This window comes from Desulfosarcina alkanivorans (genome assembly GCF_009688945.1).
In the GTDB taxonomy this organism is placed as follows: Bacteria; Desulfobacterota; Desulfobacteria; order Desulfobacterales; family Desulfosarcinaceae; genus Desulfosarcina; species Desulfosarcina alkanivorans.
In genome coordinates this window covers 4,001,478-4,018,386 of the sequence record NZ_AP021874.1, presented here as the reverse complement: position 1 = coordinate 4,018,386, position 16,909 = coordinate 4,001,478, and the positions used below count along the sequence as shown (strand labels likewise).

The following is a 16,909-nucleotide window of genomic DNA, read 5'->3' as shown; positions in this document are numbered from 1 at the left end:
ATGCCCTTTCATGCGGGTGTTGTCGTCTGGAGTATTGGGCACGCGATCGGGAAAAAGGATATCCACTGAATACCCGGAGGTATCGGTAATGCTGCCGGCGGCCCCTTTCAGGACGCGAGGCGCACAGCCTGTAAACTGACCCTAATTGATTTTCATGGTTGCTTCAAGCAAAGAAATGCAGTTCCAGGCCCACATCGCTTCAGGGGCAAGGATCCCGCACCGGGTTGAGAGGATGGGGGTGCCGGTTGCCCAGCGGATGGCGTGATGGTTGATCAATACCGGTCTGCCTGGTTGAACGGATCGCCGATCACCGGCATGCCCGCCGCCAGGCACGCCAGGCCGAAGGGCAGGTAGCCCCCGTATCCCAGGATGGGCATTTCGAACAGATGGAACCGCTGGACATGGGGAATCGAGTAGGTCCAGCGGGCCAGGCTGAAGTAGTTCCACATCTCCCAGAAGAAGCCGCAGGCCAGCGCTGCCAGGGCCGGGATGACCACCGGCCGCCAGTCGCCGGAGCGAAGCGGCTGGAGCAGGGTGCGGCGGCCGGTCAGGGCCTGGATGGCCAGGAAGATGAGCAGGGGCGAGACCCACAGCAGGGCAAAAAGCTGGTCGGGGAAGCGGCCGATCAGAGCCAGGCCGGCCCCCGCCGCGGCCAGGGTGGCCGGGGCCACCCACCGGGGGGGCGGCAGGCGGATCGGCCGGCAGCGGGCCAGGCCCCGGCCCAGGGCCGGAACCGTGGACAGCAGGTCGATCATGCTCAGTACGCCGGGCAGCACCGTGGCAAAGGCCAGGCTGGAGAAGTAGCTGTACGCTCCCGGCCCCATGCCTTCGATGCCGGTGTAGTACCAGTTCTGGACGAAGCGGTTGAGGTACTCGAAGAACCACCAGAACCCGGCGCTGGCCGGAAAGAGCAGCACGAATCGAAGCGGCCGGCGCAGCAGCAGGCAACTGCCGCTGCGTTTGACCGCAAGGGCATTGACGGCCAGGATGAAACCGGCCCAGATGGGCAGGAAGGTGTGGGGCTGAAAAAGCCAGAACCAGGAGAACCGCTGCCAGGCCAGGAGCCAGTTGCTCAGGCACAGGGCCAGGCCGGCCCAGCCCCACCAGGGGAATGCTCCCGGTGACGCAGACCCTTCGGGCGTGCCCGGTTTTTTCCTATGCCCGCAGCGAACCGCCCACAGCAGGCCGGCCATCAGCAGCAGGTCGGCGACTGTGAAAAAGGCAAACCAGGGCCACGAGAATCCGGCCTGCCGGACATAGCGGGTGGTCGGCGGTATTTCCAGGTAGGCCGCCGGATCGCGGCCGGCGAAGATGATGCCCAGCAGGGGCAAGGCGACAAGTATCAAAACAGAAAGCATCCATGCAAAAATGCCCGCTTTGCCCCATATTCTTTTTGTCGGCATATTCGTTTTCAATCATCGGATGGCTTCAGAGCCAAGGCGCCCTTCGACCGAAAGTATACCTTTGCGAACCTGATCGGTCCAACTTGCAGACCAGTAACAGCCCGGTAACCAAGGGGCTTCATAAAAAGCCCGAGATCAATGCTTGCGAGTCCCGAGGAATGAGGGCGTATAGATGATACGCCGCAGTGACGAGGGACGAAGCGTAACGCGGATATCGGGTTTTTTAGGGAGTCGCTGATTATTGAATCCAGGAGATCACTACGGTCCCCAGCACCAGTGCAATAATGCCGATCAACCGGTATCCCTGGTCCGAGAGCTCCTCCAGCCAGTCTTTGCTCAGTTCCAGAATGCCGCCGGGGTTGAAATAGATCAGCGCGCCTTTGACGATTCCCAGGACACCGATCACGCCGATGAACCAGCTGTGGCCGGTGGACGGGGCGGCAACCAGCAGCAGCAGACCGAAAATCGCGGGAATCAGGGCCAGAAACTTGCGATCCAGCCGGACCATCAATGCCTTCAGGTAGGCCTTGTAGTCACCGGTGTAGAGAATGGCGATGGCCCCCGCCGCGATCCACAGAAACCCCAACAGGTAGATGATGTACTTCATTGTTCTTCCTTTCTGCTGATTCGATGTCCGTCTTTTACAGGATGACCGTCCAACGCTGAATCAAACCCAAAACCATCAACCAAAACCACCAACCAGCTTTTTAAAGCCTCACATTACCCGGCACCCCCAGGTACTTGGCGCGGATCCGCTCGAAATGACGCATCAGGGCCTCGCGCCGTGCACGGGATGTCTCCCGGCTGTTTCTGGCTTCCATGCCGGCCAGGGTCGTGTCGATTTCATCGAGCATCTCCCGGACCTCATCCTGCCATTCACCCTTGTCCAGGGTAACATACCACAGCCGGAAGGTCAGGGTATAGAGCTGGTCGGAAACGGATTTGAGCACCGGATTGCCGGCGGTCTCGTGGAGCATCCGCCGAAATCGCCGGTCGATTTCCACCAGGGCGCCGGGATCTTTTTTGTCCATCAACCGCGCGCAGCTTTCCCGGATCGTACGGATCCTGTCCAGGTGACGGTCCGTGGCCAGTTCGGCGCAGAGCCGGCCGACCTCCCCTTCGATGCCCAGGCGCGTCTGGTAGGTGTGCATCATGGTCTGAAACTCGATCTGGGTGACCATGGTGCCCGTTCGCGCGATGATGCGGGCCAGCTGTTCCCAGGACAGCCGGTAAAGGACCTCGCGCATGGGGGTGCGGCTGACCCCGAATTCTCTGGCCAGACTATTTTCGTTGAGGATCTGGCCCGGCGCGTACTCCAGAAAGAGGATCCGGCGCTTGATTTCCCGGTAGATGTCAGGGTTCATGGAGAAAACGCTTCCTTGATGGGGGGTTGATATACCAATGGTATGTATTTATCGCCAACCAGTAGTACCAGTCAAGGCTGCACGTGTTTGTTTACAAACGCGCGCATGAGGTATATTTTGGTCCAAACCATCGGCGGGTCGGCCAGCGGCCCGGAAAGGCGGAGGTCCATGGTCAGATCGGCATTGATCGTCGTTGACATGCTCAACGATTTTATCGACGAAAAAGGGGCGCTCTATTGCGGAAAGGGGGCCAGGGAGATCATTCCTTTCGTGCGCCTGCGGCTGGAGGCCCACCGGCGGGCGGGCAGCCTGGTGGTGTACCTGCAGGATGCCCATGCAAAGGACGACCGTGAGTTTGAAAAGTTCCCGCCCCACTGTATCGCCGGCACATGGGGTAGCCGCATCATCGACGACCTGGCGCCCCGGAAAGGCGAAGCGGTCCTGCCCAAAACCCGCTACAGCGGCTTTTATGGCACCGACCTGGAAAAAATACTGGCTGCCGCCGACCCCGAAGAGGTGGAGGTGGTGGGCGTGTGCACCTCCATCTGCGTGATGGACACCGTCGGGGGACTGGCCAACCGGGACTACCGGACGCGGGTACCGCGTGACGGTGTGGCCGATTTTGACGCCGATGCCCACAGCCACGCCCTCCAGCGCATGCAGCGACTATACGGAGCGATCGTTCAATGAGTTTTCCCCCATTCCCCGGCCCCCTGTTTACCGATCTCTACGAACTGACCATGGCGGCCGGGTACTTCGACCGGCAACTGGATGACACGGCCACCTTTTCCCTGTTTGTGCGGCCCCACCCCCGGCGGGGCTATTTTGTAGCCGCCGGGCTTCAGGCGGTGGTGGATGCGCTGACCCGCTTCCAATTCAGCGACGAGGAGATCGACTGGCTGGCGCAGACCGGTCAGTTCCGGCGGGGATTCCTCGCCCACCTGGCCACACTGAGATTCACCGGCAGTGTCATGGCCATGGCCGAAGGCGAGATTTTTTTTCCCGACGAGCCCGTGCTGGAGGTGACGGCGCCCCTGATCGAGGCCCAGATCATCGAGACCTACCTGATCAATACCATGGGCGTGGCCAGCATGCTGGCCACCAAGGCCGCCCGCTGCGTTCATGCCGCCGCCGGCCGCCCCGTCGTGGACTTCTCCCTGCGCCGCACCCAGGGCAGCCACGCAGGGATGACTGTGGCCCGTTCCGCCCACATCGCCGGCTTTTCAGGTACGAGCAACGTCCTGGCCGGAAAGATCTGGGGCATCCCCATTTCCGGAACCATGGCGCACAGTTACGTCACCGCATTCGAAAGCGAAACCGACGCCTTCGAGGCCTATGCCAGCCTGTTTCCCGACAATGCCGTTTTTCTCATCGACACCTACGACACCCTGCAGGGCGCCAGGGCTGCCGCCGCCGTGGGCATCCGCATGCGTGAGAAAGGAAAGGCCCTGATGGGGGTCCGGCTGGACAGCGGGGACATGGTGGCCCTGAGCCGGCAGGTCAGGCGGATCCTGGACGAGGCGGGGCTGACGGAGGCCAGGATCTTTGCCAGCAGTGGATTTGACGAGTATGCCCTGGAACGGTTGGTTGCCGACGGGGCCTGCATCGATGCTTTCGGCGTGGGCACCCGCATGGGAACCTCGGCCGATGCGCCCTATCTGGACATGGTCTATAAAATGGTGCGCATGGGCGACCGCAACGTGCGCAAGGTCAGTGAGGGCAAGATGACCCTGGCCGGAGAAAAGCAGGTCTTTCGGCGGGCGGCCGCCGACGGCCGTTTTCTGGGTGATGTGATCGGCCTGCGGGACGACCCCCCGGACGGTGCCGCCGCCCTGTTGACGCCCGTGATGCAAAAGGGCCGGCCGGTGGGCCCCATGCCGACCCTTTCGGAGATCCGGTCACGGTTTTCGGAAAATTTCGAACGGCTGGATGACGGGCACAAACGGTTCACCGATCCGCAACCGTACCCGGTTCAGATCAGCGATCGGCTGGCGGAGATACAGGACGGTCTCTAAAAAAAGGGGTCAAGGATTCGAGGATTCAAGGGGTCGAGGGATACTCCCCTGATATAGGTGTTAAATCTATGCAGTTACCGACCTTTGGATGGCCGTTTGTAATATGGCGGATTGTCAAACTTGATCTTAGGTATTGTTATTTGTATCGGCGCTTTGGTCGATTTCTGATTCGCGGATTGTGGATATATGTAATCGGGGCCAACCGGTAATTAGTTATCGGTAACGGCGGGAATCAGTGGGCGCATGGTCCTTGCGATCCACTGAATGCCCTGGCTAACAAAAAAATATTCTTTAAAACATTTGTAATTCACTAACTTCTTTTTCTATATTGGCAACCTGTTGACCATGAACATAAGAAATAGCACTGACTTTGTTTTGGAATAAATCCTGCCGAATTCTATAAGTATTTGTATTTATATAATAATCAATGCTCATAACAATTTTTTTATCACCCGGATAAATAACACCCGGATGTGTGTCTTGGTTAGATCTGAAAAGTGTATTTTTATGATCGCTACGTTCAGGTACTGCGAGAGCATATGTAACCAAAGGATTTAATAATGTAGTTGGAAAAACAACATCAACGTGCCACTCTGAAATGTTGTTTGTTCCATCATTTTTTAATTCAACTTGAAGTTGATAATCATGCCTTTTCGACTCGATTTTGATCTTTTTATAATCTATTGATAAAATAACTGGATTACTTTTCAGGGGTGTCTCGACGATACTTTGTACAATCAGTGAGATCGCTTTACACAGTTGGTTACGCAATAATGCCCGTTCTTTAGCGCGATTAGTAGAATCTATCGCTGAACCGTATGTGAGAATACGTTTTTGTCGAAGGTCAAATGGTAAAAGTTCAGGATTCCCGCAAGCTGAGTTCAAAACCAATATTGTGCGGTTATCTCCTTTTGATTTTAAGGCGTATCCTAGCTCAATTAATACATTCGGGTTCGGAGTTGGGCGGGCTTGTTGAAGCTTGTTAACAATAGTAACGTCAGCAACAAAAATATCACAATTATCGATTTTACTAAAAATAGTTGATCCAATATCTGGAGAGCCAGGGACTCCAAATGTATCTCTGTCGACTACGGGTTCAATTTCTATAGAGTCGTCATCTCGAATATCTTTAGCAGCACCCTCCAACGCATTTTGTATCAATGTTCTATTAGATGCAGCCTTAATATCTGATTGCCAAGAATAGAAGATCTTAATTTTCAATCTCAATCCTCCATCGCCTTGCTAACGATGCGGTCAGGGGCAGCAAGGGCTTTCACTGACCTTTGTAAATGATAAAGAGTTTTTACAAAGCACAATTTCCCATAGTGGCTCGGCCCTTGCTGTCCCTCTGGACTGCAAGGTTAGGATGCGAATGTTTCAATTACATCTTCGTAACTCAACGAAAATCTTTCTGCATTTTTTTGAAACAAATCAATCATAAAGAATCGATCTTTGAATTTAATGAACTGTTTTCGTTCTTTTGATAGTTCAGCTTTGATACGTTTGCGTACCCAATTTACGCCCTTAGCGCGAGTAGCTGGGTCTTTCATGGCTTCACTTATCAAAGCCTCCAATCGTATTTTCTTGCCTTTACCTACGCAGTGAGTTTGATGATAGTTCAGAAACGCTCGTTTGAATAGGGCTTGAGATGAGCGAAAATGATAAACACGGTCCGAGATTGGTACCCCTTTATTTAAAGCATTTACAGCCTCATCCCCACTCATCGTTTTAAAAAAAGTTTCGTAAAAAGCTGAAAAGTCCCGCTTCAGTTCAAGATCCGATATTTCGTCAACTGGCCCGATCACGGCCCAAAATGCAGCTCTGTCAAGTATTGTTGCAACGTTTATAAGATAGATTCCATTGCATGCTGCCACAACAATTACTGTGTTGAGTTGACTTGCAATATTTATTCGAATGAAAACATCTCTCAAATCCTCCCAGCTAACGGTATCAAAATTTGTCAATTGCAGCCCTTCTATTGAACCATGACACTCCAGGTGAATTATTGGATAGAGCCCAGCCTTCGCTTCTTTCTCTACTTCAGAAAGAACTTTGAAGAAGCTTTCTTTGTCAGTCGGACAAGCAATTTCAATTCTCAAATTTTTTTCACGAAGGGAAATAGGGAGCAATACATCGTTATAGAGTGATTTCCCAGTCTCACGATCTTCTTTACGTAAAGACTCAATAACCCAAACCTTGTTAAACAAAGTTTCGTCGTCCATCAATGAATCCTAACGTTCCAAATCACCAAGTGAAAAAGGCTTCCACGAAAATATTTAAAAGCATGCTAAAGAAGATAAACCACGAATGGTTAATAAGCCACGGCCTTTTGCATCCGGTGCATTTGGTGGTTATATGCGTGTGTCAAATTTCCGTAGCAATAAACTTGCAAGGAATAGAAAATGGATAGCATCTATTTGTTCCATTTCCTCATTTCCATGCGCACTTGGGTTTCGAATCCCTATAGTTGAACCAAGAAACAGATTCATGTAACCTTGCTGAACATTTTTGCCGTCCATCGTCGAAGTATCCGCTAATGTGAATACTGGATTATCTTTTGAAAACGCGCGGGACATTAGCTTTGCTCCATCGAGTTCAATGTTTGTCACTTGTTTGAAATGCGCCTTTATAATAACGTTGATTTCTTTGAAAGCAGCTTCGACAGAATCAGAATAAAATCCGGGTAAGCATTCACGGGGTACTTTGATGGTCCGATTGGCTTCGCAAGTCCCCGAAATCAATACACAAAAGCAAGGTTCCTAACCATCTGGAATAATTCAAAATAAATCTAGATTTTTCTTTTTGGCTATGATAGGGTGCTTTTCATGGCACTCAAAAGACCTTTTTCGGAACTCGATTGGCAACTGACGCCAGAGCCGGTGCGTCATTACATCATGGCTCTGGAACGGACGCTTTTCGATATGGAACAGCGGATTGCACTCCACGAAAAACGGCTCGAGAAGCTCGAGGTTCGGACCCGGAAAAATTCTCACAACTCCAGCAAGCCACCGTCTTCCGATCCACCTTTTGCGAGGAAGAAGAGAAAGCAAAAAAAGAGCAAAAAGGCTAAAGGCGGTCAGAAAGGCCATAAGCCGCACCAGCAGCAAGTGCTGGACCCGACCGAGAGCTATTGGTTGACCCCGCAACGTTGCTCATGCGGGCATTCGGCTTTCGATCAGGAAAAGATGAAAACGTTTTACGTACATCAACATATTGAGCTTCCCGAAATCGAAATGCAAGTCAATCACTATCTTCTCCAGCAATGCGATTGCCCTAACTGCGGTAACGTGGTCAAAGCCATGCTGCCACCTGAGATGTCCACCGGTTACGGTCCTCGTTTTACCGCCTTTATCGGTGAACTGAGCGGCATCAAGGGCATGAGCCGAAACGATGTCAAAAAGTTGTGCGAATCTGTATTAGACATTCCCATTGCCACCGGAACCATCCAGAAAATTGTCGACCGCACCTCAAATGCGCTATTGCCAGTCTACGAACGCATCGGCCAGATCGCCCGACGCTTTTGGTGTAACTACATCGACGAAACATCCTGGTTTAAGCAAAATGATCTGCACTGGCTGTGGGCCATGGTAAATGAACGGGTGGCATTTTATCGTATCGACCCACACCGGTCTAAGGAGGCCTTCGAAAACTTAATCCAGGATTGGAACGGCATTCTGGTCAGTGATGGATACGGCCTATACCAAAAATGGGTGCACCGCCAAACCTGCCTGGCTCACCTGATCCGCAAGGCCGATGCCCTGACGGAAAGAAAGAAACCCGACCTTCGCCGCTTCGGAGAAATCGTCGCCGCCTGGCTGAGGCAACTGGTATCGTTTGCCAAAGAACCTCCCGACTCAAAACAGTGGTCGGATTTTTATACGTTCTTCTTGTTCACCGTCTCCCTTTGGGAGGAGGACAAGACCGATGCTGGTAGACTTGCCCGTCAGATCGTACGGGAAATGGACAGTCTGTGGACCTTTCTCGATCACCATGGCGTCGAACCTACAAATAATCGCGCTGAGCGGGCCTTACGTTTTGGTGTGCTGTGGCGAAAACGCAGTCTGGGAACCCAAAGCGAAAAGGGTAATCGGTGGGTCGAGCGGATCTTGTCACTGAAAGAGACCTGCCGTTTAAATGAAAAGCCCACGTTCCCATTTCTCGTGGAATGTATTGCTTCCTACTTTCGTAATATAATGCCTGACCTTTCCTGGATTTGATTCATACGGGAATATCCCGTGAACGCGTACAAATCCGGTATCAAATCTTGGCTTCGCGATCGTTACAATTCTTGGATGTAAAAAACACCAAAAATGCTCACTTAGATCATTCTCGTCAACATTTGCTTCTTTTTCCAAATAATCGAGAATCTCAGGTGTGATATGGTCCCTGATGAAGGTCAAAGCTTCAATAGCATTCCCGTCAATTGGCAAAAAATCGTTTAGAGATGCAGATAGATCCGCTCTTTTTAAAAGCTTCAAGTAGCTGTGCAATGCGAGAACCTTTCCACGAAAAAATGTGTCTGTATCCCATCGAGCTTCCAACATTTCTGTGTATAACTGGAAGTCGATTTGGTCAGGAACTAGCTCTTCAAGCAGGTCTTTCAGCTTTTCGATTCGCCGCTTGTTCATAGATTGTACCCTCAAAGCCTAACGCCTGCATCACCCGCTTTGCCCAGAGCGTAGCGGCGGGTAAAGTCGGGTGGATGCGATTGATACTAGTTATGGCCTCCCAAAGAAACGGGGCTGTCGTGTAAACCCATCATCATATTTCCTGTTCTCCGACGAGCTTTTTAATACCCCATTCTCGAACAGAAAACATGATGATGGGTTGCCCCCTTTCACTTGCAACGGTAAACTTTTGTTACCCCTAACAAATACTTACCCAAGCAAAAGGAGGCACATCATGAAATTTTACAACCGACAGCACAAGTATTACTGCGGTGTCGATCTGCATGCCAGGAAAATGTATGTCTGCATCCTCGACCATAAAGGAAAAATTGTTGTTCACCTGAATATCAAAACCGACCCGGAACTCTTTTTCGAACTGGTGTTCCCGTTTATCGAAGACGTTGTTGTCGGTGTTGAATGTGTCTTCTGCTGGTACTGGCTGGCCGATCTGTGCGCCGATCACAAAATCGATTTCGTCCTTGGACACGCATTATACATGAAAGCCATCCACGGCGGCAAAACCAAAAACGATAAAATCGATTCTTACAAACTCGCCATGTTACTCAAAAACAGCAATTTTCCCACCGCTTATCCCTATCCGGCCAAGTGGCGGGCAACACGGGATCTGCTGCGCCGGCGCATGTATCTGTCGAGACGATGCAGCGAACTGGTAGCCCATATTAACAACACCAATACCCAGTACAACCTGCCGGCGTTCAGGAAAAAATTGTCACGCAAATACAACCATGGCGGTGTCGCCGAAAGGTTTGAAGACCCGGCTGTCAGAAAGAGCATCGAAGTCGACTTGGCCATGATCGATGCCATGAATCAGATTCTTAAAAAGCTTGAATGGCATATCGAAAAAACCGCCCGCCAGCATGATTACCACACTTTATATCTGCTGCGCTCAATCCCCGGTGTCGGGCAGATCCTGGCCCTGGTAATCCTGTACGAGGTCCATGATGTCAGGCGGTTTCCCAGGGTACAGGATTTCTCATCCTATGCCAGGCTGATCCGGCCGGTAAAAGAGTCCGACGGCAAGTGGGCCGGGCACAGCAACAAGAAGATCGGCAACCACCATCTCAAATGGGCGATCAAGGAAGCCGCGATCCTCATGCTCAGGGATTCATCCCAGGCAAAGTATTTCGTTTCCAAACTGGAACACAAATACAATAAAGGCAAGGCTCTGGGAATCTTCACCCACAAGCTGGGCCGGGCCATTTACTTTATGCTCAAAAACAAGGAGGCGTTCAACATGAAACGATTCTTCGATCAATAGATGTGGAACCGGAAGGTGTCAACTTATCGCATAACTGAGATCAAACGGGCGGATCTGAGTCTCTCGATTTAAGACATGCAGCCCGACTGCGAAAAAAGAGTGGACCCGATGCCCGAAGCTCAATGCTTTGATTGGCGGCACCTTTCGGTTCCATCCACGCATACGGATAGCTTGACCGGTGGTGATCGTGTTCTGCCCCTTATCCGAGTGACACCCTAACTGGACGTCCGCCCGTCGGACGAGCCGATACCTTTGACTGCGCCGGAATAAGGGAATCGAAATATATTCTGAAGCCGCCTTAAGGTGGCACGCTGATTGTCAAAGAACCATCTGGCAAATCAGTCAATCCTGATAGATGTTTGGTGCAGACGCGTTATCCAAACGCGCTGACGCTCGCGACCGAAGACGCAAGCCGGAACCAACGAATTGCTTGTCAAGGAATCCGAGAAAAGAGACGGAAGAGGTTCGCTTAGAAATTGATTATTCGTAAGCATTCACGGGGTACTTTGATGGTCCGATTGGCTTCGCAAGTCCCCGAAATCAATACACAAAAGCAAGGTTCCTAACCATCTGGAATAATTCAAAATAAATCTAGATTTTTCTTTTTGGCTATGATAGGGTGCTTTTCATGGCACTCAAAAGACCTTTTTCGGAACTCGATTGGCAACTGACGCCAGAGCCGGTGCGTCATTACATCATGGCTCTGGAACGGACGCTTTTCGATATGGAACAGCGGATTGCACTCCACGAAAAACGGCTCGAGAAGCTCGAGGTTCGGACCCGGAAAAATTCTCACAACTCCAGCAAGCCACCGTCTTCCGATCCACCTTTTGCGAGGAAGAAGAGAAAGCAAAAAAAGAGCAAAAAGGCTAAAGGCGGTCAGAAAGGCCATAAGCCGCACCAGCAGCAAGTGCTGGACCCGACCGAGAGCTATTGGTTGACCCCGCAACGTTGCTCATGCGGGCATTCGGCTTTCGATCAGGAAAAGATGAAAACGTTTTACGTACATCAACATATTGAGCTTCCCGAAATCGAAATGCAAGTCAATCACTATCTTCTCCAGCAATGCGATTGCCCTAACTGCGGTAACGTGGTCAAAGCCATGCTGCCACCTGAGATGTCCACCGGTTACGGTCCTCGTTTTACCGCCTTTATCGGTGAACTGAGCGGCATCAAGGGCATGAGCCGAAACGATGTCAAAAAGTTGTGCGAATCTGTATTAGACATTCCCATTGCCACCGGAACCATCCAGAAAATTGTCGACCGCACCTCAAATGCGCTATTGCCAGTCTACGAACGCATCGGCCAGATCGCCCGACGCTTTTGGTGTAACTACATCGACGAAACATCCTGGTTTAAGCAAAATGATCTGCACTGGCTGTGGGCCATGGTAAATGAACGGGTGGCATTTTATCGTATCGACCCACACCGGTCTAAGGAGGCCTTCGAAAACTTAATCCAGGATTGGAACGGCATTCTGGTCAGTGATGGATACGGCCTATACCAAAAATGGGTGCACCGCCAAACCTGCCTGGCTCACCTGATCCGCAAGGCCGATGCCCTGACGGAAAGAAAGAAACCCGACCTTCGCCGCTTCGGAGAAATCGTCGCCGCCTGGCTGAGGCAACTGGTATCGTTTGCCAAAGAACCTCCCGACTCAAAACAGTGGTCGGATTTTTATACGTTCTTCTTGTTCACCGTCTCCCTTTGGGAGGAGGACAAGACCGATGCTGGTAGACTTGCCCGTCAGATCGTACGGGAAATGGACAGTCTGTGGACCTTTCTCGATCACCATGGCGTCGAACCTACAAATAATCGCGCTGAGCGGGCCTTACGTTTTGGTGTGCTGTGGCGAAAACGCAGTCTGGGAACCCAAAGCGAAAAGGGTAATCGGTGGGTCGAGCGGATCTTGTCACTGAAAGAGACCTGCCGTTTAAATGAAAAGCCCACGTTCCCATTTCTCGTGGAATGTATTGCTTCCTACTTTCGTAATATAATGCCTGACCTTTCCTGGATTTGATTCATACGGGAATATCCCGTGAACGCGTACGATTATTCCGATCCATGGGAGAAGTTTTTTCCTTGACAACCGGAGGCCATATAGATGTTATGTTTGTTATTTCAACAACATTGGACATACACTTAAAAGATAAGAACAAACAAGAATAATCGCATTCATTAATAAATATCTGTTGTAAAATCAACGGTTAATCCCTGGCGAATATCCCCATTTGTGAACTGTTTTGAAGGCTAACCAAGCCCCAATATATGTTGCTTTATCCGAGTGTAAAAGTATGGGATATGAGACTAATTCCAACCACCCAAGGAAAAATGGATACCAATAATCATTTGCGATTTTGACATTTTCCTTTTTAATTCTAGCTTTATCAATGAATTGTCTTGTTTCTATCCATCCACGCCCTAAAAATGCATCTTTGAATTTTTTACATCTATCTTTGGGTTTGTCTTCACTTTCAAAAGTGCGCCAAAAGGAATTAATTAACCTTATCAATATAGCAATAACACCAGCACTGATTATGTAGTAGACCCATGAATAATTATTTGAAAAAGAAAAAGTGATCAAATTTCACTCCTTTTTGAACATAACCAGTTAGTATGTTGACCTGTATATCATCAAATTTTGGGTGTTATACAGAAAAATCGGTGATTGGAACTGATTTCAGATACATTGAGATAATCTTGTGTCGGTCAGTCCTGTCAAATATTGTGATAGACGACCTTCTGGATGCCTGCCGGGTTTTTCGCGGAAATCAAGGTATGTAAATGGATACATGGCGAAACAGCCCGCCCCAAAAACCTCCTGGATGGCGACGGCCTTTTTTAACCACATCATATGGCTTTGATGGCGGAAGGGTGTATTTGGTTCAAAAAAATCAAACTCCTTCATGGCCCCCGATACTGCTGTTGCACTTGAGCCCTCGAATCCTTGACCCCTTGAACCCTGCTTTTAAAAAAGCATTCCCACATACCCCACAAAACTGTCCCCCGGGCTCTTGTCGTAGCTGGTGGCATAGACCAGTTCGTCGGCATGCCCGGCGCCCAGCGCCTTGCCGGCAGCGATGGCTGCCGCCGCCGCGCCGCAGCAGCAGGCGTTGTCATTGGACAATCCCTGACGGATCACGGCCTCCGGATCCATGCGGACCATGGCGTCGATGACCTGACGGTCGTTTTCGTCCCGGACCCAGTCGACGGCCTGAGGACCGGCGCCCTTTGCGGTGAACCCGTAGTTGGGGCCGTAGTGGGTCAGGTCCGTGGAACCGATGACGGCGATCTTCAGGCCCAGGTCCTGGGACGTGCTGACCACGGTTCGGGACAGGTCGAGGGTTTCCGCGGCCGGCGGCACGCCCATGGCCACCACCCGGGCGTCCTTGAAAAAATAGCGGATGAAAGGCATCTGGAGTTCGATGGTGTTGTCCTGGTTGAACCGGGTGGGGGTTTCCAGCTCGAAAGGATACCGGCGGGTCAACTCTCCGGCCAGGGCCGTGTCCACCGCGATGGGGCCGAAGGGGGTCTCCCATTCTCCCTCGGGCATGATATACCGGGGTGAGCCGGCGTGCAGGTGCATCCCGAACACCACGACCACATCGGGCGATGCGGCCCGGGCCAGCCGCTGGATGACGTTGCAGGCAATGCTGCCGGAAAAGTACCAGCCGGCGTGGGGAACGATGCCGCCCACCGGGTTGGCCACCGCAACGGTGCGGTCTTTGCCTTCCTCGATAAACTGGTGAATCTGGTCCTCGCAGGCTTTGCGGTCCGACGGATACCAGCTTCCGGAAAAGACGGATTTTCTCAGATTCATGGTCGCCTCCTCCCTTCTTGGGTCCGGTTTTCAATGGGTTTTCTGCTTTTCGCCCTTGGAAAGTTTGTCACAGAAAAAGGACAAGGTCACGGCTTTTTTTTTGGAAGATCATGCTTATCGTATAGCGAGCAATGACAATGGGCGGGGTTCGGTTTGCCACAAACGCCCTGCTTTACATAGGATTGGACAGCACCCTGTTACCCTGGAGGAAACCATGTGGGATTACACTGATAAAACGAAAGAGCATTTTCTCAACCCGCGGAATGTCGGTTTTATCGACGATTTCGACGGGATCGGGGAAGTCGGCTCCCTGGCCTGCGGCGACGCGCTCAAGCTGACTTTCAAGCTGGGTGACGACCAGCGGATTGCCGATGCCAAGTTCCAGACCTTTGGCTGTGCCAGCGCCATCGCTTCATCGTCCGCCTTGACGGAAATTGTCAAGGGCATGAGCCTGGACGAGGCGGCCAAGGTCACCAACGAAGATATCGCCGATTACCTGGGCGGCCTTCCCAAGGAGAAAATGCACTGCTCGGTCATGGGACGGGATGCCATGGAAAAGGCCATCGCCTATTACCGCGGGGAGGCCGCCAAAGAGATCGAAGGCGAAATTGTCTGCGAGTGCTTCGGTGTTTCCGATGTGCAGATCGAGCGGGCGGTGAAAGAAAACGGCCTGACCACCCTGGAAGATGTCACCGATTACGTGAAGGCCGGCGGCGGCTGCGGCAACTGCCACGACAAGATCCAGTTCATCATCGATTCGGTGCTGGGCAATGCCCCCCGGGCCGCCAGGAAACCCGAAAAGTTGACCAATATCCAGAAGATCAAGATGATCGATGCCACCCTGGAACGGGAAATCAAGCCGGCGCTGAAACAGGACGGCGGCGATATCGAACTGGTGGATGTGGACGGCAACCGGGTGCTGGTGAAGCTTCGGGGATCCTGTGCGTCGTGCAGCAAATCCCAGATCACCCTGAAACACTACGTGGAAACCAAACTCAAGGATCTGGTCTCCCAGGAACTGGTCGTCGAGGAGGTGTAGCGGATGAAACCCATTTACATGGACAACAATGCCACTACCCGTGTTGCACCGGAGGTGGTGGAGGCGATGCTGCCCTATTTTTCCGACCTGTACGGCAATCCGTCCAGCATGCACGCCTTCGGCGGCAACGTGGGCGCCACGCTCAAGGCGGCCCGCGAACAGGTGGCCACCCTGCTAGGCGCCATGCCCGAAGAGATCCTGTTCACCAGCTGCGGCACCGAAAGCGACAGCACGGCCATTCACGCCGCCATCCGGGCCAATCCGGACAAGCGCCACATCATCACCACCCGGGTGGAGCATCCGGCGGTGAAGAGCCTGTGCGAGCACCTGGCAGACAACGGCTACCGGGTGACGTTTGTTCCCGTGGACCGGCTGGGGCGTCTGGACCTGGATTTCCTCTACAAGCACCTGTCCGACGACACGGCCATCGTCAGTGTCATGTGGGCCAACAATGAAACCGGAACGATTTTCCCCGTGGAAGAGATTGCCCGCAAGGTCAGGGAGCGGGGCATCGTCTTTCACTCCGATGCCGTCCAGGCCGTGGGAAAAATTCCCATCAACATGGCCGATTCGTCCATCGACATGCTTTCGATTTCCGGGCACAAACTGCACGCCCCCAAGGGGGTCGGCGTCCTTTACATTCGCAAGGGCACCAAGTTCGCTCCTTTTCTCATGGGGGGACACCAGGAATTCGGGCGCCGGGCCGGCACCGAGAATACCGCCTCCATCATCGGCATGGGCCGCGCCGCCCAGCTGGCCATGGAATGCATGCAGGACGAAAACACCCGGGTGCGGGCCCTGCGGGACAAGCTGGAAACCGAACTGCTCAAACGCGTGCCCAAATCAATGATCAACGGCGATCCGGAAAACCGCCTGCCCAACACCACCAGCATCGCCTTCGAGTACATCGAGGGCGAAGCCATCCTGCTGCTGATGGACCAGTACGGGATCTGCGCCTCATCCGGTTCCGCCTGTACGTCCGGCTCCCTGGAACCCTCCCACGTGCTGCGTGCCATGGGGGTGCCCTTCACCGCCGCCCACGGATCGATCCGCTACAGCCTGAGCATTTACAACACCGAAGAAGAGATCGATTTCATCATCGAGAAGATGCCGCCCATCATCGAACGCCTGCGCCAGATGTCGCCCTTCTGGAAGGAAGGCATGATCGCTTAAAGACGCCTCCCCACGGCTTGACCGGCCGTTAACATATAAAGCGCGGTGGTTCCCCTGTGGAGGGGAACCACCGCGTTTTTTGTATAGAGCCCCTTTTTCTATTCGAACGCCACCCGTCAACTCCAGTCGAGAACTTTCCAAATGGATGG

General features: G+C 52.5%; 17 protein-coding genes. 7 read left to right on the top strand and 10 right to left on the bottom strand.

Annotation, left to right across the window (positions count from 1 at the left end; translation table 11 throughout):
- Positions 1-272 precede the first annotated feature (272 nt).
- The 3 genes from DSCA_RS17640 to DSCA_RS17630 all read right to left on the bottom strand — a co-directional run bounded on the left by DSCA_RS17640 (position 273) and on the right by DSCA_RS17630 (position 2,767).
- Entirely contained in the window at positions 273-1,346 is a 1,074-nt protein-coding gene (locus DSCA_RS17640) for a hypothetical protein (protein ID WP_155317674.1), read from the bottom strand.
- Between the two features lie 295 nt (positions 1,347-1,641).
- Entirely contained in the window at positions 1,642-2,010 is a 369-nt protein-coding gene (locus DSCA_RS17635; protein ID WP_155317673.1) for a hypothetical protein, read from the bottom strand.
- Positions 2,011-2,110: 100 nt separating this feature from the next.
- Positions 2,111-2,767 carry a GntR family transcriptional regulator gene (locus tag DSCA_RS17630; protein WP_155317672.1) on the bottom strand — a complete coding sequence of 219 codons (657 nt, stop codon included), beginning with the start codon at positions 2,765-2,767 and terminating at the stop codon, positions 2,111-2,113.
- A 168-nt stretch (positions 2,768-2,935) separates the two neighbouring features.
- Here DSCA_RS17630 and DSCA_RS17625 point away from each other — a divergent pair, with 168 nt between their 5' ends.
- Positions 2,936-3,457, top strand: coding sequence for a cysteine hydrolase family protein (locus DSCA_RS17625; RefSeq protein WP_155317671.1), 522 nt, complete (start codon positions 2,936-2,938; stop codon positions 3,455-3,457).
- Positions 3,454-4,782: a nicotinate phosphoribosyltransferase gene (locus DSCA_RS17620; protein WP_155317670.1), complete on the top strand. Its 1,329-nt coding sequence runs from the start codon at positions 3,454-3,456 to the stop codon at positions 4,780-4,782. Before DSCA_RS17625 ends, DSCA_RS17620 begins: the two co-directional genes overlap by 4 nt.
- A 291-nt stretch (positions 4,783-5,073) precedes the next feature.
- On the opposite strand, the gene DSCA_RS17615 is transcribed toward DSCA_RS17620, so the two are convergent.
- From DSCA_RS17615 to DSCA_RS17605, 3 genes are all read right to left on the bottom strand, one after another.
- Positions 5,074-6,003 (bottom strand): hypothetical protein, encoded by a 930-nt coding sequence (locus DSCA_RS17615; RefSeq protein ID WP_155317669.1) that lies wholly within the window; start codon positions 6,001-6,003, stop codon positions 5,074-5,076.
- Positions 6,004-6,143: 140 nt separating this feature from the next.
- Positions 6,144-7,004: a hypothetical protein gene (locus DSCA_RS17610; protein WP_155317668.1), complete on the bottom strand. Its 861-nt coding sequence runs from the start codon at positions 7,002-7,004 to the stop codon at positions 6,144-6,146.
- 129 nt (positions 7,005-7,133) lie between these two features.
- Entirely contained in the window at positions 7,134-7,523 is a 390-nt protein-coding gene (locus DSCA_RS17605; protein WP_155317667.1) for a TIGR02391 family protein, read from the bottom strand.
- Positions 7,524-7,607: 84 nt separating this feature from the next.
- Between DSCA_RS17605 and tnpC (DSCA_RS17600) the strand changes: the two genes are divergently transcribed.
- Entirely contained in the window at positions 7,608-8,999 is a 1,392-nt protein-coding gene (tnpC, locus tag DSCA_RS17600) for an IS66 family transposase (RefSeq protein ID WP_155314961.1), read from the top strand.
- Here tnpC (DSCA_RS17600) and DSCA_RS17595 read toward each other — a convergent pair.
- Positions 8,913-9,410, bottom strand: a complete 498-nt coding sequence (locus tag DSCA_RS17595; RefSeq protein WP_155317666.1) for a hypothetical protein — start codon at positions 9,408-9,410, stop codon at positions 8,913-8,915. The two genes, tnpC (DSCA_RS17600) and DSCA_RS17595, sit on opposite strands and share 87 nt — an antisense overlap.
- Positions 9,411-9,684: 274 nt before the next feature.
- Here DSCA_RS17595 and DSCA_RS17590 point away from each other — a divergent pair, with 274 nt between their 5' ends.
- Both DSCA_RS17590 and tnpC (DSCA_RS17585) read left to right on the top strand, forming a co-directional pair.
- Complete coding sequence (locus DSCA_RS17590; protein WP_155317665.1) at positions 9,685-10,728, top strand: IS110 family RNA-guided transposase; 1,044 nt, start codon at positions 9,685-9,687, stop codon at positions 10,726-10,728.
- Positions 10,729-11,356: 628 nt separating this feature from the next.
- Complete coding sequence (tnpC, locus tag DSCA_RS17585) at positions 11,357-12,748, top strand: IS66 family transposase (protein ID WP_155314961.1); 1,392 nt, start codon at positions 11,357-11,359, stop codon at positions 12,746-12,748.
- A gap of 180 nt (positions 12,749-12,928) precedes the next feature.
- Here tnpC (DSCA_RS17585) and DSCA_RS17580 read toward each other — a convergent pair whose 3' ends face one another.
- From DSCA_RS17580 to amrB, 3 genes are all read right to left on the bottom strand, one after another.
- A complete protein-coding gene (locus DSCA_RS17580) occupies positions 12,929-13,312 on the bottom strand; it encodes a hypothetical protein (protein ID WP_155317664.1) in 384 nt (127 codons plus the stop codon).
- 96 nt (positions 13,313-13,408) lie between these two features.
- The gene (locus DSCA_RS17575; protein WP_155317663.1) at positions 13,409-13,636 is read right to left on the bottom strand and encodes a hypothetical protein; all 228 of its coding nucleotides are present in this window, start codon (positions 13,634-13,636) and stop codon (positions 13,409-13,411) included.
- 60 nt (positions 13,637-13,696) lie between these two features.
- On the bottom strand, positions 13,697-14,548 hold the full coding sequence (gene amrB / locus DSCA_RS17570) for an AmmeMemoRadiSam system protein B (protein ID WP_155317662.1): 852 nt from the start codon (positions 14,546-14,548) through the stop codon (positions 13,697-13,699).
- 214 nt (positions 14,549-14,762) lie between these two features.
- On the opposite strand from amrB, the gene nifU reads away from it, so the two are divergent.
- Together nifU and nifS are read left to right on the top strand one after the other, a co-directional pair.
- Positions 14,763-15,587, top strand: a complete 825-nt coding sequence (nifU, locus tag DSCA_RS17565; RefSeq protein ID WP_155317661.1) for a Fe-S cluster assembly protein NifU — start codon at positions 14,763-14,765, stop codon at positions 15,585-15,587.
- 3 nt (positions 15,588-15,590) lie between these two features.
- On the top strand, positions 15,591-16,760 hold the full coding sequence (nifS, locus tag DSCA_RS17560; protein WP_155317660.1) for a cysteine desulfurase NifS: 1,170 nt from the start codon (positions 15,591-15,593) through the stop codon (positions 16,758-16,760).
- Positions 16,761-16,909: the final 149 nt, after the last annotated feature.

Bases quoted from the DNA above. Each gene is read 5' to 3' on its own strand.
- DSCA_RS17635 (WP_155317673.1), bottom strand. From the start codon at position 2,010: ATGAAGTACATCATCTACCTGTTGGGGTTTCTGTGGATCGCGGCGGGG.
- DSCA_RS17630 (WP_155317672.1), bottom strand. From the start codon at position 2,767: ATGAACCCTGACATCTACCGGGAAATCAAGCGCCGGATCCTCTTTCTG.
- DSCA_RS17625 (WP_155317671.1), top strand. From the start codon at position 2,936: ATGGTCAGATCGGCATTGATCGTCGTTGACATGCTCAACGATTTTATC.
- DSCA_RS17620 (WP_155317670.1), top strand. From the start codon at position 3,454: ATGAGTTTTCCCCCATTCCCCGGCCCCCTGTTTACCGATCTCTACGAA.
- DSCA_RS17610 (WP_155317668.1), bottom strand. From the start codon at position 7,004: ATGGACGACGAAACTTTGTTTAACAAGGTTTGGGTTATTGAGTCTTTA.
- tnpC (WP_155314961.1), top strand. From the start codon at position 7,608: ATGGCACTCAAAAGACCTTTTTCGGAACTCGATTGGCAACTGACGCCA.
- DSCA_RS17595 (WP_155317666.1), bottom strand. From the start codon at position 9,410: ATGAACAAGCGGCGAATCGAAAAGCTGAAAGACCTGCTTGAAGAGCTA.
- DSCA_RS17590 (WP_155317665.1), top strand. From the start codon at position 9,685: ATGAAATTTTACAACCGACAGCACAAGTATTACTGCGGTGTCGATCTG.
- tnpC (WP_155314961.1), top strand. From the start codon at position 11,357: ATGGCACTCAAAAGACCTTTTTCGGAACTCGATTGGCAACTGACGCCA.
- DSCA_RS17575 (WP_155317663.1), bottom strand. From the start codon at position 13,636: ATGAAGGAGTTTGATTTTTTTGAACCAAATACACCCTTCCGCCATCAA.
- amrB (WP_155317662.1), bottom strand. From the start codon at position 14,548: ATGAATCTGAGAAAATCCGTCTTTTCCGGAAGCTGGTATCCGTCGGAC.
- nifU (WP_155317661.1), top strand. From the start codon at position 14,763: ATGTGGGATTACACTGATAAAACGAAAGAGCATTTTCTCAACCCGCGG.
- nifS (WP_155317660.1), top strand. From the start codon at position 15,591: ATGAAACCCATTTACATGGACAACAATGCCACTACCCGTGTTGCACCG.